The organism is Chitinophaga sp. 180180018-3 (assembly GCF_037893185.1).
Taxonomy (GTDB): Bacteria; Bacteroidota; Bacteroidia; order Chitinophagales; family Chitinophagaceae; genus Chitinophaga.
The window spans coordinates 219,448-238,941 of record NZ_CP140772.1; the positions used below are offsets into that span (position 1 = coordinate 219,448).

Genomic DNA, 19,494 nt, shown 5'->3' on the forward strand with positions numbered 1-19,494 from the left:
ACTAAAACTAAAAAACCAGATTGCATGAACAAACGGAAAAGTTTAATCGTAGCATTGCTTTGCGCCGCCTCCAGCGGTGTGATGGCCCAATCTGTGGAAGATGGACTGAAAGATCTTTATTATCAAAAGTATCAGTCTGCCAGGCAAAATCTCGAGAAAGCGATTGCGGCAAAGCCTACGGATGACAAAGCCTATTATTACCTTGGTATAGCTCAGCTTGGAGAAGATGATGTTGCCGGTGCCGCTGCTACCTTCCAGAAAGGACTGCAGGCAGTGCCTACTTCTGCTTTACTACAGGCCGGTATGGGCCGTATTGACCTGCTGAAGGGAAATGCTGCAGCCGCCAAAACGAAATTTGATGGTGCCAGCACTGCTACACAGGGCCGTGATGGAGATGTTGCCCGTGCTATTGCCGATGCTAACTCAGAAATAAAAGGTGGCGATCGCGCATACGCCCTCACTGTTATGGAGAAACTCATGAACAATGAAGGCCGTAAGAAAAAAGAGGCGTATACTCCAACTGCAGCCGATTATATTGAGCTGGGAGATGCTTACCGCTACCTGGGTGGTGAAAACGGTGGTAAAGCTATTAGTTCTTACGAGAAAGCCCTGGAGCTGGATCCTAAGAATGCAGAAGCTGTAACCAAAGAAGGTCTTGTAAACTACAATGCCCGCCTGAAAAAGGATGCTGTTGCTGATTTCGCCCGTGCCGCTGAACTGGATCCTAACTATGGTCCGGCTTACTACGAGCTCTTTAACTTCTATATCACTCCGAAGAAAGATCAGCTGTCATGGGATAACGCTGCTACCTACCTGGAAAAATACATGGCGGTAGCTGACCCGGCAGATAAAACCAAAACACAATATCTGTCTGCCTACATTTCCTTCTTCAAAAAAGATTATGATGCAGCGATCAGCAAAGGCCAGGCTATCCTGCCCAGTGCCAACGAATTCTACCAGAACAAGCTGAGCCTCCTCGTTGGGGATGCTTACCTGCAGAAAGGTGATTCTCTGAACGCGCAGAAGGTAATGGATGCCTACGCAGCAAAAGCTGGAGATGCAAAACTGGACTCTAACGACTACAAATTGCTGAGTACTATTTACATGCGTCTGAAATCCAGCGATTCTGCTACTCAGAATCAGTATACTGATAAGGCGCTGGGTTACCTGCAGAAATATTCCAACTCTATCACTTCCAAGGAGCCGGAAACCTTTATCCAGATTGCAGAAAACCTGAAAGCTGCCAGAAAATATACTGCTGCAGCTGAATACTACGAAAAAGCTAACGAATTATACGTGGCTAACAAAGAACAGCCACAGGCGATCGATTACTTTAACGTAGGTATTAACTACTACTATGGAGCTGTGTCTTCAAATCCGGCGGATACTGTTCAGCTGAGCAAAGCGGATGCTGCCTTCCAGAAAGTAATCGAAGTAAAGCCAGACCTGGGTACCGGTTATTTCTGGAGAGGTCAGAGCAATTTCGCGAGAGACCGTCAGGCGCAATCCGGTGCAGCTAAGCCATACTTCGATAAGTACATTGAAATGTCACAGGGCGATCCTGCAAAGAACAAAAGCACGCTGACCACTGCCTATACTTACGAACTGCTTTACTACTATTTTAAAGAGGATAAAGCAAATGTAAAAGTATATGCTGAAAAGCTGGGTTCCGTGGATCCTAATAACATTACATTGAAAGAGATCAACGAAAACATGGCTGCCCGTGAAAAGGCGTCTAACAGACCTGCTGCAAAGCCAGCTGCTAAAGGCCAGAACAAGAAATAAGGGATAAAATACCCGATATATCTCAAAAAAACCTCCTGTACTCACAGGAGGTTTTTTAGTTTCCGTTTGGTGAAAAAAGATAATATTTTAACTCCTAATAGATTTGATATTTGGTTTAGTTACAGTATTTTTGCGCATTCGGACAATGTTTTTATCGGGAAGCTTATGTATACAGAAACTGTATTTTTGTCAGCAACGACTACTCCAATCAGCTATTTCCCTATAGTATTGCAATTACTTGCTGCTCTAGGTTTCGTTGGGATCACAATGCTAGCTACTCACTTTTTAGGCCCCAAGCGTAAAACCAGCGATAAGCTTATTAACTTTGAAAGTGGAATTGAACAGAAAGGGAATGCCCGTCAGCCGGTAGCTATTAAGTACTTCCTGGTGGCTATTCTTTTCGTGTTATTTGATGTTGAGGTGATCTTTTTCTACCCTTACGCTGTTAATTTCAGGGAATTGGGTTGGGAAGGCTTCACTGCCGTGCTGATGTTTGTTGGGTTCTTCCTGTGTGGGTTTATCTATATTGTGAAGAAGGGCGCTTTGAAATGGGAAGACTAATTGTAAATCATTAAATTAAATCAAAATGGCTCGTCCGGTTCAATATAACAACAAAGTGAAGATGGTGGAGATCCCTGAGGGATATTCCGGGGAGGGATTTTATGCCACCTCTTTTGATAAGGTAATAGGTCTGGCGCGTAAAAACTCCATCTGGCCTTTACCATTCGCCACTTCCTGCTGTGGTATCGAGTTTATGGCCACTATGGCGGCTACTTACGACCTGGCCCGTTTCGGGGCAGAGCGTATGGCTTTTACGCCGCGCCAGTGCGACCTGCTGATGGTAATGGGAACTATCTCCAAAAAAATGGGCCCCATTGTGCGTCAGGTATACCTGCAGATGGCTGAGCCCCGCTGGGTAATGGCTGTTGGAGCCTGTGCATCCAGCGGTGGAATTTTTGATACTTATTCCGTATTACAGGGTATTGATCAGGTGATCCCGGTAGATGTGTATGTACCCGGATGCCCGCCAAGACCGGAAGGTATCATAGACGGATTCATGAAAATTCAGGCCCTGGTTGGCCAGGAAAGTCTTCGCCGCCGTAACTCCGACAGGTATAAAGAACTGATGGAATCTTACGGTATCAAGTAAGAAGGTGAACGGTTATTTGTAAAACGTAAATTTCAAATTGTTAATGTCTTTAACAAACGAACGCATACAGCAACGCCTTACGGAGAAGTTTGGAGATGTGCTAACCGGCTTCGAGGAGCCGTTTGGGATGCTTACCCTCACCGCTCAGAAAGATTATAACCTGAAAGTAATGCAATTCCTGTTTGATGATGAGGAATTGCGTTTTCGCTTTTTAACGGACATCACTGGTGTCCATTATCCGGAGCGGAAAAATGAGGAGCTGGCAGTAGTTTATCATCTGCACAACCTGCAGGATAATATCAGGCTTCGCCTGAAGGTGTTTGCTCCGGTAGCCAAACCAGATGTATTCACCGCTACCGCCCTGTATGAATCTGCCAACTGGATGGAACGCGAAACCTATGATTTTTTCGGAATCAATTTCGTTGGGCATCCTAACCTGATACGTGTGCTGAATGTGGACGAAATGACCTATTTCCCAATGAGAAAGGAATATCCGCTGGAAGATGCCATGCGTATCGATAAGGATGATGAAATGTTTGGAAGGGGAGGAAATTTTTAATACTACCAGGTTATGTTAGATCAGAAACAACATATAAAACTGCCGGAAGGCTCTATTGAAAAGGATACGACGACGCTTAACCTCGGTCCTACTCACCCGGCTACCCATGGGGTTTTTCAGAACATTCTGGAAATCGATGGCGAAAAGATTGTGAGCGCGGTATCTACCGTAGGGTATATCCACCGTGCTTTTGAGAAGATAGCGGAACGTCGCCCTTATTACCAGATTACGCCACTGACAGACCGTCTGAACTACTGTTCTGCTCCTATTAATAACATGGGTTGGTTGCTGACAGTAGAGAAGCTGCTGGGCATTGAAACGCCTAAGCGGGTGGATTACTTACGTGTGATCATCATGGAACTGGCCCGTATTGCAGATCACCTGATCTGTAGTTCGGTAATGGGCGTTGATACCGGCGCACTCACTGGTTTTGTGTATGTAATGACCTATCGCGAACTGATATATGAAATATACGAGGAAATATGTGGTTCCCGTCTGACTACCAACATTGGCCGGATCGGAGGGTTTGAGCGGAATTTCTCTGATGCAGCATTTGCAAAGATCCAGCGTTTCCTCGATGAATATCCTGCTGTGCTGAAGGAGTTTGAAACGCTGCTGACCCGCAACCGTATCTTTATGGAACGTACGCAGGGTATTGGTGGCATCAGTGCGGAAAGGGCGCTCAGCTATGGTTTTACAGGACCCAATCTGCGTGCTGCCGGTGTGGATTATGATGTACGTGTAGCCAATCCTTATAGTTCCTACCAGGATTTCGACTTTTCTATACCGGTTGGTACCACGGGCGATTGCTACGACCGTTTCCAGGTGCGTAACGCCGAAATGTGGGAAAGTATCAGCATTATCCGTCAGGCTATGGAAAAACTGAAAAGCCTGCCTGATGATGTGTATCATGCAGATGTTCCTGCCTACTATCTTCCGGAGAAAAAAGATGTTTATACAAAAATGGAAGCGCTGATCTATCACTTTAAAATAGTGATGGGAGAAGCGGAGATACTGCCGGGTGAAGTATACAACTCGGTAGAAGGCGCTAACGGCGAACTGGGCTTTTACCTGATCAGTGATGGAGGCCGCAGCCCTTACCGTTTGCACTTCCGTCGTCCGTGCTTCATCTACTACCAGGCCTATCCTGAACTGGTGAAAGGTACTATGCTCAGCGATGCTATCATCGTGATGAGTAGCCTGAACCTGATTGCGGGTGAGCTGGATGCATAACAGTGTTGAGAACGGTAAGAATATTTAAGAAGATTTAAGCTGATTAAAATAATGGCTGTGGTTCAATTTTCTGAAGAGAAACTGAATAAAGTAAAAGAGATCATCGCACGCTACCCGGAAGGGAAGCAGAAAAGTGCGCTGATACCGGTGCTTCATCTGGCCCAGGAAACATTTGGGGGATGGCTGAGTGCAGAAACGATGGACTACGTTGCAGGCCTGCTGCAACTGGAACCGATCGAGGTATATGAGGTGGCCACCTTCTATAGCATGTTTAACCTGAAACCGGTAGGCGCTTTTCTGTTTGAGGTGTGCCAGACAGGCCCCTGCATGGTAAGCGGTTCCGATCAGATCATTGGTTATATAAAAAATAAACTGGGTATAGGTGTGGGCGAAACTACACCGGACGGGCTGTTTACGCTCAAAACAGTAGAGTGCCTCGGAGCCTGTGGATATGCACCCATGATGCAGCTGGGCAAACATTACCGTGAACACCTGACTCCTGCAAAGGTGGATGAAATCATTGCAGAATGCCGGGCTAAAGCAAACGCAAACTAACGTAACTGAAAAGCTATATGTTCATACGCGTAAGAGAAATGTACCTGCGCCACAGACTTCAGGCTGTGGAAGCACTGTTGCTGGTAGGATTACTGACAGCATTATGGCGGGTCGACGACTCGCTGGTTTCATTTATTTGCGGCGGAGGTGCCGGCCTGCTGTTCTTCAGACTGGCTAACCGCATCTCGCAGCATGGTATACGTAAAGCATAATAGTGATATACAAAATCTGAATGGAGCCGGGTGAGCCGGTAACATTTCACCATAAGGAAGACAATGGGACGCAAATTATTGTTAGATAAAGCACATATTGAAGGCATCCGGTACTACGACACCTACCGGAGCAATGGTGGTTATGCAGCAGCTGAAAAAGCACTGAAAACCCTGGGGCCTGACGGCGTACTGGATGAAGTGAAGAAGAGTGGCCTGAGAGGTCGCGGTGGTGCAGGGTTTCCAACCGGTCTGAAATGGAGTTTCATCGCCAAGCCGGAAGGAGTTCCCCGTTACCTGGTCTGCAACGCCGATGAATCGGAACCAGGTACCTTCAAGGACCGCTACCTCATGGAATACATCCCCCACCTGCTTATCGAAGGACTTCTCATCTCCAGTTTCGCTCTCGGCGCCAATAGTTGTTACATCTACATTCGTGGTGAATATGCCTGGATCCCCGATATCCTGGAACAGGCTATTGCAGAAGCTAAGAACAAGGGCTGGCTGGGTAAAAATATCCTCGGTACCGGCTACGACCTGGAAATATATGTACAACGCGGTGCAGGCGCCTATATCTGCGGTGAAGAAACTGCCCTGATAGAATCACTGGAAGGAAAGCGCGGTAATCCCCGCATTAAGCCGCCGTTCCCGGCTGTGAAAGGATTATGGCAATGCCCGACAGTAGTGAATAACGTAGAGACATTATCTGCCGTAGTTCCTATTATCAACATCGGCGGCGACGAATACGTAAAAATCGGTACCGGTAAATCTACCGGTACAAAACTGATCTCTGCCTGTGGTAATATCAACAAGCCGGGTGTATATGAGATCGAGATGAACATCTCTGTAGAAGAATTCATTTTCTCTGACGAATATTGTGGTGGTATCAAAAATGGCAAGCGCCTGAAAGCCTGCATTCCCGGCGGATCTTCTGTTCCGGTACTGCCGTCTAACCTGTTGCTGAAAACAGCCAAAGGCGAAACCCGTATGATGACCTACGAAAGCCTGGCTGATGGCGGTTTTGCGACCGGATCCATGTTGGGTTCAGGAGGCTTTATCGTAATGGATGAGGACCAGTGTATCGTACGTAATACCCTTACTTTTGCCCGCTTCTACCATCACGAAAGCTGTGGTCAGTGCAGCCCTTGCCGTGAAGGTACCGGTTGGATGAAGAAAGTATTGCACAACATCGAGTACGGTAAAGGTAAGATGAGCGATATTGACCTGTTGTGGGATATTCAACGCAAGATAGAAGGAAATACCATCTGCCCGCTGGGCGATGCTGCTGCCTGGCCTGTTGCCGCAGCTATCCGTCATTTCCGTGACGAGTTCGAATGGCATGTGGCTAATCCGCAGGAATCCCAGACCCGTAACTTCGGTCTGGCACATTATGCAGATCCGCTGCCAGTGCCTGCTGCCGTGTGATATAGCTCTGAAAAATAAACGCATATAAAAATATAAACTTTGCTCCCTGGCCCCCCCGGTGGCGTTACGGGCAAAAAAAATAATAAAATGGCGGACGAAAAAAAATTATTTAAGGTTAAGATCGATAACATCTCTGTAGAGGTGGAACCCGGTACAACCATATTGAATGCGGCCAGACAGATAGGACGAGACGTAGTACCGCCGGCCATGTGTTACTACTCTAAACTACAGGGCAGCGGTGGTAAATGCCGTACCTGCCTCGTAAAAGTTACCAAAGGCTCCGATGCGGATCCGCGTCCTATGCCTAAACTGGTTGCCAGCTGCCGTACTACTGTAATGGATGGTATGGAAGTGGCAAATATTACTTCCCCGGAAGTACAGGATGCCCGCAAAGGCATCGTGGAATTCCTGCTGCTGAATCACCCGCTGGATTGCCCTATCTGCGACCAGGCTGGTGAATGCCACCTGCAGGATCTGAGCTATGAGCATGGCGCAGATGCTACACGCTACGAATTCAAACGCAGAACTTTCGATAAAGTGGACCTGGGCGATAAGATCAAGCTGCACATGACACGTTGCATCCTTTGCTACCGTTGTGTGTTCACTGCTGACCAGCTCACTAATAAACGCGAACACGGCGTGCTGGGTCGTGGAGATGCCTCCGAAATAGGTACTTATATCTCCCAGTCACTCGACAACGATTTTATCGGAAACGTAATTGATGTTTGTCCCGTAGGTGCATTGACAGATCAGACCTTCCGCTTTAAAAACCGCGTTTGGTTCCTGAAGCCGGTAGATGCTCACCGCGACTGTGAAAATCCGAAGTGCTGTGGTAAAACTGTGCTGTGGATGCGTGGTAACGAAGTGTTCCGCGTAACTGCCCGCAAGGATAAATATGGCGAAGTAGAAGACTTCATCTGCGATACCTGCCGTTTCGATAAGAAAGATATTAAAGACTGGGTGATTGAAGGCCCGCGTAAAGTAGAGCGTAACAGCGTTATTTCACAAGGTCATTACGTGAATACCGTAAAACCTAAGGATCCGCTGGTGGAAGTACTGGATGGAAGACAGCCAAGGCTGTTGTTTGATATTCACTCTGAAAGCCAGGTAAACAGGCCGGAAATAGACCTGTCGAAGATCAACGGCCCGGCTCACTCTGATGATTTTAAGAAGTAACAATCGTAATTACGTGTAAGTATGACCTTATTAAGCATAGATTGGTTTTTTATTATTGAAAAAGTGCTCCTGATTTCGGGAGTGCTGGTGTTGTCACTGGTAGTAGCGATGTACTCTACCTGGGGCGAAAGAAAGATTGCGGCCTGGATACAGGACCGTTTAGGCCCGAACCGTGCCGGTCCGCTGGGGCTATTGCAACCGCTGGCGGATGGGGGAAAACTCTTCTTCAAAGAAGAGATCATTCCTACCAATTCCAACCGTTTCCTCTTCGTACTGGGTCCGTCTATCGCTATGCTGGTAGCCTGTATGACCAGTGCGGTAATTCCCTGGGGAGATACGCTGACCATTGCCGGTCGTACTATCTCACTGCAGGTTGCGGATGTGAACATCGGTATCTTGTTTATATTCGGTGTAGTGAGTATGGGCGTATATGGAATTATGCTTGGTGGCTGGTCTTCCAATAACAAATACTCCCTGCTGGCATCTATCCGTGCAGCTTCCCAGATCATCTCCTATGAACTGCCGATGGGGCTGGCTTTGATCGCATTGCTCATGTATACAGGCTCTCTCAGCCTGAAAGATATTGTGGAGCAACAGCGTCATGGATTGTGGAACGTCGTCGTACAACCGCTGGGCTTCTTCATCTTCCTGGTTTGTGCTTTTGCTGAATGTAATCGTGCTCCGTTCGATTTACCGGAAGCAGAGAATGAGCTGAATGGTGGTTATCACCTGGAATATTCTTCCATGAAACTGGGTTTCTTCCTTTTTGCGGAATATATCAACATGTTTGTCAGTTCAGCACTGATGGCTACCATGTACTTCGGAGGTTATCATTTCCCGGGCATGGACAGGCTGCAGCTGGATCCTAACATCATTACGTTATTAGGCTTTTTGGCGCTGTTCATTAAAATACTGGGCTTTATATTCTTCTTTATGTGGGTAAGATGGACGCTTCCAAGGTTCAGGTACGACCAACTGATGCGTTTGGGCTGGAGAGTAATGATACCACTGGCGCTGGCGAATATGCTGGTTACAGGAGCGGTGATACTGGCGCGTCAACATTAATTCATCTAATTAAATACACACGATAGTGTGGATTAAATAAAGCATTATGCAAGCATTAACAAACAGGGCAAAACAGGTGGACCGCCGTCCGATGACCTTCCTCGAGAAGGCCTACATTCCTGCTATTGCCAGAGGTATGGGCATCACGTTTAAACATATTTTCCAGCGTAAGGCAACTGTGAGCTTTCCTGAAAAACAGCGTGAATTCAGCCCGGTATTCCGTGGACTGCACATTCTGAACAGGGATGAAGAAGGACGTGAAAGATGTACAGCCTGTGGGTTGTGCGCGGTGGCATGTCCTGCTGAGGCTATTACCATGGAAGCAGCAGAGCGTAAGCCAGGTGAGGAAAATCTGTACCGGGAAGAAAAATATGCGGCAAAATATGAGATCAATATGCTGCGTTGCATCTTCTGTGGTTTTTGTGAAGAAGCTTGTCCTAAGGATGCCATTTACCTGTCTGAAACCTTTGCTCCGGCTAACTATCAGCGTAAAGGCTTCATCTATGGCAAAAATGACCTGCTGATCCCTGATCCGAAAACAGGTAAATAATATTTTTCACAGCGCACATAAGCTAAAAATATAATAGTCAAACATAGCAGAGATGGGAATGAGTATACAACAAATAATTTTCATGGTGCTGTCGGTCGTGGCGTTGGTATCAGCGTTAGGCGTGGTATTGAGTAAAAATCCTGTGACGAGCGTGTTGTGCCTGATCGTAACATTCTTTACCATAGCGGGGCATTATATTATGATGAATGCCCAGTTCCTGGCTGTTGTGCATATCATTGTATATGCAGGCGCTATCATGGTATTGTTCCTGTACGTGATGATGCTCATGAATCTGAATGCCGAGCTGGAACCGCAGAAACGTAACTGGCTGAAATATGCCGGAGCTATTAGCGGAGGAGCTTTGCTGGTGGTGCTGGTAGCAGCACTGCGGGATGCAAGTATGCCGGCACTGAGCGCTCAGGCAACTGACATCGGATTGATCAGGAACCTGGGGCAGACCCTGTTCAAACAGTATGTGGTACCATTTGAAGTAAGCAGCATCCTGTTCCTGAGTGCAATGGTGGGAGCCGTAGTAATCGGTAGAAAATAGCAGCCAATCTGTCTGTTCCGCTATGCGGGCAGCTGACTGGTAATTCTTAAATCTTAATTCCTAATCCGCAATTTTTTTATGCCTGTTCAATATTACATATTCCTGAGTATCGCCCTGTTTTGTATAGGTGTGATGGGTGTGCTGATGCGCAGAAATGCGATCATTATTTTTATGTGCATAGAGCTGATGCTGAATGCCGTTAATCTCCTGATGGTATCTTTCTCCAAGATGTGGGCGGATGCAGGAAGGGTGGATGCAGGATCTGCACAGCTTTTTGTGTTCTTCATTATGGTGGTGGCAGCTGCAGAAGTAGCAGTGGGACTGGCTATTATTACAATGGTCTACAGAAATACACACTCAGTAGATATTAACATTCTTAACAGGCTGAAAAATTAATAATTCCGCTTGCAGTAATTATTAAATTTTTCGACGTCGTAAATAGAATTGATAAATGATTAATCTAGTTTGGCTGGTACCATTTTTACCGTTATTAGGTTTCCTGGTAAATGGATTGGGACGCAGATTTTTATCCAAGTCTCTCGTTGGAATTGTTGGAAGTGGCGCAGTACTGGCGTCCTTTGTGATTAGCTTGCTGATATTTTTTGAAGTAAAAGCCCCGGGATTTTCTGCACAGACAGTTCACCTGTTCGATTTTATCAATGTGGGCGCTCTGCATATCCCTTTTGCATTCCAGGTAGATCAGCTGAGTGCCTTGTTCCTGCTGGTGATCACTGGTGTAGGTACCCTGATTCATATCTACTCTACTTCCTATATGCATGAAGAAAGCAGCGAAAGTTTCGCGAGATACTTTGCTTATCTGAACCTCTTCGTTTTCTCCATGCTGATCCTGGTGCTGGGCGCCAACTATGTAATGATGTTCATTGGTTGGGAAGGTGTAGGACTTTGTTCTTATCTCCTGATCGGTTTCTGGTTTAACAATACGAATTACAACAACGCGGCTAAGAAAGCATTTGTTATGAACCGTATTGGTGATCTGGGTTTCCTGATTGCCATCTTCTTCATGATCACGCAGTTTGGCACAGTTACTTTCCCTGAAGTATTTGCAAAGGCAGCGCCGATGGGGATGAACAACGGCATCATCACTGCGATAGCGATGTTGTTGTTTGTAGGTGCCATGGGTAAATCGGCTCAGATCCCGTTGTATACCTGGTTGCCTGATGCGATGGCGGGTCCAACACCGGTGTCGGCCCTGATCCACGCTGCTACGATGGTAACAGCCGGTATTTATATGATTGCACGCAGCAACGTACTTTATACGCTGGCGCCTCATATCCAGACTGTAGTAGCTATTGTGGGCCTGGCTACAGCGCTGTTTGCTGCTTCTATCGCACTCAAACAAAATGATATCAAAAAAGTACTGGCTTATTCTACAGTGAGCCAGCTGGGTTATATGTTCCTGGCCCTGGGCGTAGGTGCTTATGGAGCGGCGGTCTTCCACGTAATGACACATGCCTTCTTCAAAGCCTTGCTGTTCCTCGGTTCCGGTTCTGTTATTCATGCCATGGGAGGCGAACAGGATATCCGCAAAATGGGTGGTTTGAAGAAATTCATGCCTACTACCAGCTGGACATTCCTCGTGGGCTGCCTGGCTATTGCCGGTATCCCAGGTTTCTCCGGATTCTTCTCCAAAGATGAGATTCTCGCACAGGCATATGCCAACAACCCCGTATTGTATGTACTGGGCCTGGCAGGCGCACTGATGACGGCTTTCTATATGTTCCGCCTGTACTACATTACATTCAGCGGATCCTTCAGGGGTACGCATGAACAGGAACACCATCTGCATGAAAGTCCTTCAGCTATTACTATTCCTTTGATCATACTGGCTGTTCTTTCCATTTTCGGCGGTTATGTTGGCCTGCCGGAAGTATTTGGAACAAAGAACCTGCTGGAAGAGTACCTGGCTCCGGTATTTGCACCTTCTGCACCATTTGCAGTAGAACATCACCTGTCGCACGGTACCGAATGGCTGCTGATGGGACTGAGCAGTGTGCTGGTCATCATATTTATTCTGCTGGCGCGTAAGAAGTTTGCGAATTATGAAGATGCAGGTACAGAAAACACCGGTCTTGCGAAAATGCTGGAAAACAAATGGTATGTGGATGAATTATATGATACAATCATTGTAAAACCGCTTTACGAATTAGCCCGTTTCTTCCGTGATACAGTGGAAAAATCCGGAATTGACCGGTTAGTGAATGGAGTAGGCCGTGGTGTTCAATGGGGAAGCCAGCAGATCCGCCTCGTTCAGAGTGGTCAGGTTGGTTTCTACATCTTTGCCATGGTGATCGGTATGATTGTATTATTTGTGATCGGATTCTTATTATAAACCAATAGCAGAAGTTACAAGCGCAGATAAATTATGTTGACAGTTTTATTAATATTGATTCCTCTCATAGCCGGCCTTATTGCATTTGGCCTGAAGGGATCCGGACCGAAGGTGCTGAGTATGATCTCATCACTGGCAACAGTGGTGCTGGCAATCGGAACATGGTGCCGTTTTCGTACTGCTCCGGATAGTCTGAACTTTGTTGCAGAATGGATCCCGCAACTTGGAAGCGAGTTCCGGGTGGGCCTGGATGGAATGGGAGTAATGCTTTGCTTACTTACAGCAGTAGCTTTTCTGTTGGTTTTCATTACCATTTACAGTCGTAACTATGAAAAGCCTGGTTCCTTTTATGGCCTGATGTTATTGGCACAGGCGGGCCTGATGGGAGTGTTTACCGCTTATGATGCCTTGCTGTTCTACGTATTCTGGGAGCTGGCATTGATACCAGTATATTTTCTGTGCTCACTGTGGGGAGGAGAGAAACGTATCGCTGTTACCTTCAAATTCTTTGTATATACCTTCGTGGGTTCTCTGTTGATGATGGTAGGTATTATCTACCTTTATTTCCAGACACCAGACCATTCCTTCAGCTGGACAGCCTTCAGCAGCCTGGCGCTGGCTCCGGAAAAGCAGAAATGGTTGTTCTGGCTGTTTTTTGTAGCATTTGCCATCAAGATGCCGGTATTTCCTTTTCATACATGGCAGCCGGATACTTATGAACAATCTCCTACCCCGGTAACCATGATCCTGTCTGGTTTGATGGTGAAAATGGGATTGTTCGGCCTGCTCCGCTGGTGCCTCCTGCTGGTTCCTCAGGGAGTTGGCATGTGGGCGGATGTTGTGATCGTGTTATGTATTATTGGTATCATTTACGCATCTGCTATTGCGATGGTGCAGAATGATCTCAAACGTTTGATTGCTTATTCTTCTATTGCGCATATTGGTTTAATGTGCGCAGCTATATTCGCAAATAATGAGCAGAGCCTGCAGGGTATGCTTATACAGATGTTCAACCACGGCATCAATATCATCGGCCTGTGGATAATCGTAGATGTGATTCAGCAGCGTCTTGGGGTAAAGAATATGGATCAGCTGGGCGGCATGGCCCGGAAAGCACCACGTATGGCTATCTTCCTCGTCATTATCAGTCTTGCTAACATCGGTTTGCCACTTACCAACGGTTTCATCGGTGAGTTCCTGATGTTCAGCGGATTGTTCCAGTATAATCATTGGTTCATGGCATTTGCCGGATTGGGAATCATTCTTTCTGCAGTATATACCCTGGGTATGATCCAGAAAGTGATATTCGGCCAGAGTAATACCTTAACTGAAACTACTACAGACCTGCAACCAGGAGAAGCGCTGGCGCTGAGCCTGATCGTGATAATAATCCTTGTGATGGGTGTATATCCCAAGCCAATGCTGGACCTGGTGAGCAGCACCACTGAAGTAGTCAATAAAGTATTTTGAAATTCGGTGGTATGAAAACGGAATTTCAGAATGGAAAAATTTGTAACGGGGTTTTGTAACGCAAAAATATGAATGCACTAATTTCTACTGCTTTATCGGGCGTTGTACTGATGTTTGTTGGTTTATTTGTACGCAATAAGCAGCATATTAAATTCTTTGCCATCGCGGCTATCATTGTAGCATTTATTGCTAACCTGGCGCAGTATCCCTCCGTTGAACTGGGCGGATACACGATGTTTGGCATGATTGAAGTAACCAAATTCGGGGTGTTATTCAATGCTGTAGCATTGGGGGCCACGTTGTTATACTTCCTGTTGTCGGGCAGTGAGTTCGAGAAAGTAGGCGAACATGTGGCTGATTATTTTGCGCTGATATTCTTTATTCTGGCTGGTATCTCCCTGGCAGCCACTTTCAGCAACCTGCTGATGTTGTTCCTGTCAATAGAAATTATGTCTATTCCTCAGTATATCCTGGCAGGGGCAGATAAGAAAAGCCTGAAAAGTAATGAAGCATCCCTGAAGTATTTCCTGATGGGATCTTTTTCCACAGGTATACTGCTGATGGGTATCACCCTGATCTACGGATCTGCTGGTACGTTTGATATTGCAGGACTGAACCTGGGCGCTGAAACAATGCACCCGCTGGCACTTTGTGGTATCATCCTGATGGTATTTGCATTGGCTTTCAAAGTATCGGCAGTACCATTCCACTTCTGGACACCGGACGTATATGATGGTTCTCCTACCGTATTCACTTCTTTTATGTCTACTGTAGTGAAAGCCGGTGCTTTCGTAGCATTTGTCAGGATGTTTCATTCCGGTTTTGCCGGAGGTACTATTAGTGGCCACTGGACGCTCATTCTGTCTATCATCACAGCAGTAACGCTTATACTCGGTAACTTCAGCGCAGTATTCCAACAGAGCGTGAAACGTATGCTGGCATACTCCAGTATTGCGCAGGCAGGGTTCATGCTCTTTGCAGTAGTAGCACTAAACAAGATGGGAGCACAGGGTATCATCCTGTATGCTGCAGCCTATAGCATTGCTACCATTGGCGTGTTTGCCGTGCTCATGAAGCTGAAAGACTATACTTTCGAAGGGTTTAACGGATTGGCCCGTAAGCAGCCTTTATTGGCGCTTGCCACCGCCATCTTCCTGTTTTCACTGGCGGGAATACCTATAACAGCAGGATTTTTCGCTAAATACTTTGTGCTTTCTGCCGCCATTCTGAATGGTCATCTGTTGTGGCTGGTGGTGCTGGCGGTTTTGTGTGCTGCTATCAGTGTTTACTATTACTTCCGGGTGATCATTGCTATGTACTTCAAACAGGGCGATCCGGAAGTAGAAAATGTGACTGGAGGCTTTAAAGCAGCTCTGGCGCTGGCGATTGTGCTGGTACTTGTATTGGGCGTGTTTCCCAATCTGCTGCTTAACTGGTTCTAAGAAAGAATTAGGAATATAGCATTAAGAAATAAAGCGAAGACCTTAGCAAATCTGCTAAGGTCTTCGCTTTATTTCTTCCGTTCATCCCAAAATGAATAGTTTTAATACCTATATTCCACTAACTTTATAAGCAAGCTGGTTCACCTGCTATTAAAAAGTGAAATGCTAAAAGCCAGCCTCTATTATGCAATCATCCGATATTTTTTCCCTGGCTTATCGTTCTGTAACCGGCAATAAACTCCGTACGGGTCTTACTGTGGCTATCATCGCACTGGGGATTACTGTACTGGTAGGGATTCTTACTGCTATCGACAGTATGAGAAACAGTATATACAGCAGTTTTGCCAGTATGGGTACCAATAGTTTTTCTATCAGGAACAGGGGAATGCAGATACATATTGGAGAAGATAATGACAAGGCCTCCAAGGGAAACAAGAATATTAAAAAAGTAAAGAAATCCAATAGTAATAAAGTAATCCGTTACCAGGAAGCAATGGCCTTTAAAGAGCGCTATCAGTTTCCGGCTATTGTGGGTATTTCTTTTCAGGCATCGGGTATTGCAACCGTGTATAAAGATGATAAGAAAACAAATCCCAATGTGCAGGTGATAGGGGGAGATGAAAATTACCTGGAGATTTCCAACTATGAGGTCGCACAAGGCAGGAATTTCAATCAGCTGGATGTGGAATCGGGGCGGAATGTGGCTATACTTGGACAAGATGTGGCGCACAAAGTATTCGGGAAACAGCTGAAGAATGTCGTTAATAATACTATCAGGGTTGGGGATATCCGTTACCGGGTAATTGGCGTGCTGGCGTCCAAGGGCAGTAGCAAGATGATGAGCGCAGATAACGTAGTGATCACTACCGTAAATAATACGAGAAGAATATTTAACAGGCCCAGTGCCAGTTATCAGATCTCGGTGGCAGTAAAGGATATCAAACAAATGGATGCCGCTAAAGGGGAGGCAACGGGGCTTTTCCGGGTCATTCGCGGACTGGCACTGAATGAGGAAGACAACTTCCAGATAACCGGCAGCGATAGCATTGCAGAAATGTTGTTCGCCAGTTTAAGTAAAGTGAATTTATTTGCTATTGCCATTGCAGCCATTACGCTGGTAGGATCGGCGATAGGCCTTATGAATATCATGCTGGTGGCGGTGGCCGAACGTACCCGCGAAATTGGTGTTACCAAGGCGCTTGGTGCCACACGGAAAGTAATACGCACACAGTTCCTGTATGAAGCCATTATTATCAGCCTGATGGGTGGATTTATCGGCGTAGTGGCAGGAATGCTGCTGGGGAATATTGTTTCCATATTACTGAAAACCCCTTTCATTGTACCCTGGCTCTGGATAACTATAGGCGTAAGCCTCTGTGCGATGGTGGGGCTTATTTCAGGGCTTTATCCTGCGTACAAGGCGTCGAAATTAGATCCTATTATTGCCTTGAGATACGAATAATATTTTATTATCTTGTTGTTTTCCATGTTCATGTAAAACAACTCCTGCATGCCCTTATTAATTGTTATTGCCGCTATTATCCTATTGGTGGTACTGGTAACCTGGTGGCGGCTGAATACGTTCCTGTCTTTCCTGATTGTATCGTTACTGATGGGATTGGCCTTGCACATGAAGGTCACCGATATTACCCAATCTATCCAGACAGGGATTGGCAAAACCCTGGGATCACTGATTGTGATTATCGTATTTGGAAGTATGCTGGGAAAGCTGGTAGCGGAAAGCGGCGCCGGTCAGAAGATAGCTGGCGGACTGATGAACCTGTTCGGACCAAAATATGTGCAATGGTCGCTGATGCTCACCGGTTTTATTGTCGGAATTCCCCTCTTTTATAATATCGGGTTTGTATTGATGGTGCCGTTGATATTCACCGTAGCAGCAAGAACGAAGTTACCGGTGGTATACCTGGGAATTCCAATGCTGGCTTCTTTATCAGTCACACATGGATATTTGCCGCCGCATCCGTCACCCACCGCGTTGATACAGCAGTTTCATGCAAATATGGGCATGACCCTCCTATACGGCATTATGGTGGCTGTTCCGGCCATTATCCTTGCAGGACCTGTGTTCTCCCGCTTCCTGAAACATTACACCAGTTCTCCGGGAAAAATGTTTGTAGCCGCTCCTTTACCGGAAGAAGAACTGCCCGGAATGTTTGTCAGTTTGTTTGCGGCATTGTTACCGGTTTTCCTGCTGGCAGTTACAGCAGTGGTAAGGATGTGCACAAAACCGGGCGACCTTTTATATGAAGTGGCCACCTGGCTGGGAGAGCCATTGATAGTGATGTTGCTCGCTGTATTGAACGGCATGATATTGCTCGGACTCAGGAGAGGAATGCCAGCGAAGAAAGTAATGGGCATCATGGATGATGCAGTAAGAGATGTAGCGGTGATTATCCTGATCATAGGCGGCTCCGGTGCATTAACGCAATTGCTGCACGACAGCAAGGTAAGTGATTACATTGCCGTAACCCTGCAGAATATGCATTTGCATCCGCTGCTACTGGCATGGGGCATAGCTGCCATTATCCGCGTATGCATAGGGTCAGCAACGGTAGCAGGCCTCACCACCGCAGGCATCGTGGCGCCCATGATAGCTTCTTCCGGAGTAGATCCCAACCTCATGGTACTGGCTACCGGTGCCGGCAGCCTGATGTTCTCTCATGTGAATGATGGAGGTTTCTGGATGTTCAAGGAATATTTTAACTTGTCGGTAAAAGACACCATCAAAACCTGGTCGGTAATGGAAACCATTGTTTCAATAACAGGTCTGGTGGGATGTCTGATCCTGAATTTGTTGTTATAACGTTAACGGATATACGTATTTTATAGAAAGAAAAATTATTTGCAATGGAATGGTATCAGCTCATAAATACCGATCAGGTAGATTCTCCGGCAATTGTTGTTTACAAAGAGCGGATCAGGGAGAACATTGATCTGCTGAAAACAATGATTGATGATATACAACGGTTACGCCCACACGTTAAAACAAACAAAATTGCCGAAGTGGTGCAATTAATGCAGGAGAGCGGCATACAGCGATTTAAATTTGCTACTATTGCGGAAGGAGAGATGCTGGGAATGGTGAATGCAGCAGATGCGATGATGGCATACCAACCAGTAGGGCCAAAGATCAAAAGATTGCTGGAATTGGTTCGTAAATATCCTCAAACGCATTATTCCTGCATTACTGATAACAAAGCTGCGGCACAGGCTATCAGCGATGTATTTGCGGACGCCGGCCTTCGTGTTCCCGTATACCTCGATCTGAACATCGGGATGAATCGTACAGGTATCAAACCCGGCAAAGAAGCACTGGAGCTATATCATTTTCTGCATTCTTTACCCGGGCTCACACCCGTTGGACTGCACGCTTACGACGGGCATCTTCACGACACGGACATGGATATACGAAAAAAAAGCTGCGATGCTGCTTATGCACCAGTAGAGACACTCGCTGCTGAAATCGTAAAAGACGGGTTAGCTGCACCAGTGATCGTTGCAGGAGGCTCACCCACCTTCCCTATCCATGCATCCCGCAAAAACATTCAATGCAGCCCTGGTACTTTTGTTTTCTGGGACTGGGGATACGCAGGCAACTTGCCCGAGCAAAAATTTCTCTGGGCAGCACTCGTAGTCAGCAGGGTAATATCTGTTATCGATGAGCACCATATATGCCTCGATCTTGGACATAAATCCGTGGCGGCTGAAAACCCTCAACCCAGGGTTTTCTTCCTGAACGCACCCGATGCCACACCTGTATCGCAAAGCGAAGAACACCTGGTATTAAGAGTGTCCGGCAGTGCTGATTTTCCGGTGGGCACTGTGTTTTATGGTGTTCCCCGTCATATCTGCCCCACTGTTGCCCTTTACGAAAGCGCCTATGTGGCAGAGAACAATACGGTTACCGGAACCTGGAAGATTGTGGCAAGAAACAGAAGGATTAATGCGTAATGC

19 protein-coding genes are annotated in these 19,494 nt (G+C 46.4%); all 19 read left to right on the forward strand.

Annotated features, from left to right (window positions below):
• Positions 1–24: 24 nt before the first annotated feature.
• The 19 genes from UNH61_RS00925 (at position 25) to UNH61_RS01015 (ending at position 19,491) form a co-directional block, all read left to right on the forward strand.
• Positions 25–1,785 (forward strand): tetratricopeptide repeat protein, encoded by a 1,761-nt coding sequence (locus UNH61_RS00925; protein ID WP_326990226.1) that lies wholly within the window; start codon positions 25–27, stop codon positions 1,783–1,785.
• Positions 1,786–1,854: 69 nt separating this feature from the next.
• Positions 1,855–2,346, forward strand: a complete 492-nt coding sequence (locus UNH61_RS00930) for an NADH-quinone oxidoreductase subunit A (protein WP_326990227.1) — start codon at positions 1,855–1,857, stop codon at positions 2,344–2,346.
• 25 nt (positions 2,347–2,371) lie between these two features.
• Complete coding sequence (locus tag UNH61_RS00935) at positions 2,372–2,935, forward strand: NADH-quinone oxidoreductase subunit B (protein WP_326990228.1); 564 nt, start codon at positions 2,372–2,374, stop codon at positions 2,933–2,935.
• Between the two features lie 43 nt (positions 2,936–2,978).
• Positions 2,979–3,494: an NADH-quinone oxidoreductase subunit C gene (locus UNH61_RS00940; RefSeq protein WP_326990229.1), complete on the forward strand. Its 516-nt coding sequence runs from the start codon at positions 2,979–2,981 to the stop codon at positions 3,492–3,494.
• Positions 3,495–3,506: 12 nt separating this feature from the next.
• The gene (locus UNH61_RS00945) at positions 3,507–4,727 is read left to right on the forward strand and encodes an NADH-quinone oxidoreductase subunit D (protein ID WP_326990230.1); all 1,221 of its coding nucleotides are present in this window, start codon (positions 3,507–3,509) and stop codon (positions 4,725–4,727) included.
• A gap of 51 nt (positions 4,728–4,778) precedes the next feature.
• On the forward strand, positions 4,779–5,282 hold the full coding sequence (locus tag UNH61_RS00950; protein ID WP_326990231.1) for an NAD(P)H-dependent oxidoreductase subunit E: 504 nt from the start codon (positions 4,779–4,781) through the stop codon (positions 5,280–5,282).
• A 17-nt stretch (positions 5,283–5,299) separates the two neighbouring features.
• On the forward strand, positions 5,300–5,494 hold the full coding sequence (locus tag UNH61_RS00955) for a hypothetical protein (RefSeq protein WP_326990232.1): 195 nt from the start codon (positions 5,300–5,302) through the stop codon (positions 5,492–5,494).
• A 63-nt stretch (positions 5,495–5,557) separates the two neighbouring features.
• On the forward strand, positions 5,558–6,916 hold the full coding sequence (gene nuoF / locus UNH61_RS00960; protein ID WP_326990233.1) for an NADH-quinone oxidoreductase subunit NuoF: 1,359 nt from the start codon (positions 5,558–5,560) through the stop codon (positions 6,914–6,916).
• A gap of 87 nt (positions 6,917–7,003) precedes the next feature.
• Positions 7,004–8,092 carry a 2Fe-2S iron-sulfur cluster-binding protein gene (locus UNH61_RS00965; protein WP_326990234.1) on the forward strand — a complete coding sequence of 363 codons (1,089 nt, stop codon included), beginning with the start codon at positions 7,004–7,006 and terminating at the stop codon, positions 8,090–8,092.
• A gap of 21 nt (positions 8,093–8,113) precedes the next feature.
• The gene (gene nuoH, locus UNH61_RS00970; protein ID WP_326990235.1) at positions 8,114–9,157 is read left to right on the forward strand and encodes an NADH-quinone oxidoreductase subunit NuoH; all 1,044 of its coding nucleotides are present in this window, start codon (positions 8,114–8,116) and stop codon (positions 9,155–9,157) included.
• Positions 9,158–9,203: 46 nt separating this feature from the next.
• Complete coding sequence (gene nuoI / locus UNH61_RS00975) at positions 9,204–9,707, forward strand: NADH-quinone oxidoreductase subunit NuoI (RefSeq protein ID WP_326990236.1); 504 nt, start codon at positions 9,204–9,206, stop codon at positions 9,705–9,707.
• 58 nt (positions 9,708–9,765) lie between these two features.
• Positions 9,766–10,257 carry an NADH-quinone oxidoreductase subunit J gene (locus UNH61_RS00980; RefSeq protein WP_326990237.1) on the forward strand — a complete coding sequence of 164 codons (492 nt, stop codon included), beginning with the start codon at positions 9,766–9,768 and terminating at the stop codon, positions 10,255–10,257.
• Positions 10,258–10,335: 78 nt separating this feature from the next.
• On the forward strand, positions 10,336–10,653 hold the full coding sequence (gene nuoK / locus UNH61_RS00985; protein ID WP_079469422.1) for an NADH-quinone oxidoreductase subunit NuoK: 318 nt from the start codon (positions 10,336–10,338) through the stop codon (positions 10,651–10,653).
• A 55-nt stretch (positions 10,654–10,708) separates the two neighbouring features.
• Positions 10,709–12,607 carry an NADH-quinone oxidoreductase subunit L gene (gene nuoL / locus UNH61_RS00990; RefSeq protein WP_326990238.1) on the forward strand — a complete coding sequence of 633 codons (1,899 nt, stop codon included), beginning with the start codon at positions 10,709–10,711 and terminating at the stop codon, positions 12,605–12,607.
• A 33-nt stretch (positions 12,608–12,640) separates the two neighbouring features.
• Complete coding sequence (locus UNH61_RS00995) at positions 12,641–14,077, forward strand: NADH-quinone oxidoreductase subunit M (RefSeq protein ID WP_326990239.1); 1,437 nt, start codon at positions 12,641–12,643, stop codon at positions 14,075–14,077.
• 68 nt (positions 14,078–14,145) lie between these two features.
• Positions 14,146–15,519, forward strand: coding sequence for an NADH-quinone oxidoreductase subunit N (locus UNH61_RS01000; protein WP_326990240.1), 1,374 nt, complete (start codon positions 14,146–14,148; stop codon positions 15,517–15,519).
• Positions 15,520–15,703: 184 nt separating this feature from the next.
• Positions 15,704–16,981: an ABC transporter permease gene (locus tag UNH61_RS01005; RefSeq protein ID WP_326990241.1), complete on the forward strand. Its 1,278-nt coding sequence runs from the start codon at positions 15,704–15,706 to the stop codon at positions 16,979–16,981.
• Between the two features lie 48 nt (positions 16,982–17,029).
• A complete protein-coding gene (locus tag UNH61_RS01010; protein WP_326990242.1) occupies positions 17,030–18,343 on the forward strand; it encodes a gluconate:H+ symporter in 1,314 nt (437 codons plus the stop codon).
• 44 nt (positions 18,344–18,387) lie between these two features.
• Positions 18,388–19,491: a D-TA family PLP-dependent enzyme gene (locus UNH61_RS01015; protein ID WP_326990243.1), complete on the forward strand. Its 1,104-nt coding sequence runs from the start codon at positions 18,388–18,390 to the stop codon at positions 19,489–19,491.
• Positions 19,492–19,494 lie beyond the last annotated feature (3 nt).

Coding starts and splice junctions, on each gene's coding strand:
- UNH61_RS00925 (WP_326990226.1), top strand. CDS start 25: ATGAACAAACGGAAAAGTTTAATCGTAGCATTGCTTTGCGCCGCCTCC.
- UNH61_RS00935 (WP_326990228.1), top strand. CDS start 2,372: ATGGCTCGTCCGGTTCAATATAACAACAAAGTGAAGATGGTGGAGATC.
- UNH61_RS00940 (WP_326990229.1), top strand. CDS start 2,979: ATGTCTTTAACAAACGAACGCATACAGCAACGCCTTACGGAGAAGTTT.
- UNH61_RS00945 (WP_326990230.1), top strand. CDS start 3,507: ATGTTAGATCAGAAACAACATATAAAACTGCCGGAAGGCTCTATTGAA.
- UNH61_RS00950 (WP_326990231.1), top strand. CDS start 4,779: ATGGCTGTGGTTCAATTTTCTGAAGAGAAACTGAATAAAGTAAAAGAG.
- UNH61_RS00955 (WP_326990232.1), top strand. CDS start 5,300: ATGTTCATACGCGTAAGAGAAATGTACCTGCGCCACAGACTTCAGGCT.
- nuoF (WP_326990233.1), top strand. CDS start 5,558: ATGGGACGCAAATTATTGTTAGATAAAGCACATATTGAAGGCATCCGG.
- UNH61_RS00965 (WP_326990234.1), top strand. CDS start 7,004: ATGGCGGACGAAAAAAAATTATTTAAGGTTAAGATCGATAACATCTCT.
- nuoH (WP_326990235.1), top strand. CDS start 8,114: ATGACCTTATTAAGCATAGATTGGTTTTTTATTATTGAAAAAGTGCTC.
- nuoI (WP_326990236.1), top strand. CDS start 9,204: ATGCAAGCATTAACAAACAGGGCAAAACAGGTGGACCGCCGTCCGATG.
- UNH61_RS00980 (WP_326990237.1), top strand. CDS start 9,766: ATGAGTATACAACAAATAATTTTCATGGTGCTGTCGGTCGTGGCGTTG.
- nuoK (WP_079469422.1), top strand. CDS start 10,336: ATGCCTGTTCAATATTACATATTCCTGAGTATCGCCCTGTTTTGTATA.
- nuoL (WP_326990238.1), top strand. CDS start 10,709: ATGATTAATCTAGTTTGGCTGGTACCATTTTTACCGTTATTAGGTTTC.
- UNH61_RS00995 (WP_326990239.1), top strand. CDS start 12,641: ATGTTGACAGTTTTATTAATATTGATTCCTCTCATAGCCGGCCTTATT.
- UNH61_RS01000 (WP_326990240.1), top strand. CDS start 14,146: ATGAATGCACTAATTTCTACTGCTTTATCGGGCGTTGTACTGATGTTT.
- UNH61_RS01005 (WP_326990241.1), top strand. CDS start 15,704: ATGCAATCATCCGATATTTTTTCCCTGGCTTATCGTTCTGTAACCGGC.
- UNH61_RS01010 (WP_326990242.1), top strand. CDS start 17,030: ATGCCCTTATTAATTGTTATTGCCGCTATTATCCTATTGGTGGTACTG.
- UNH61_RS01015 (WP_326990243.1), top strand. CDS start 18,388: ATGGAATGGTATCAGCTCATAAATACCGATCAGGTAGATTCTCCGGCA.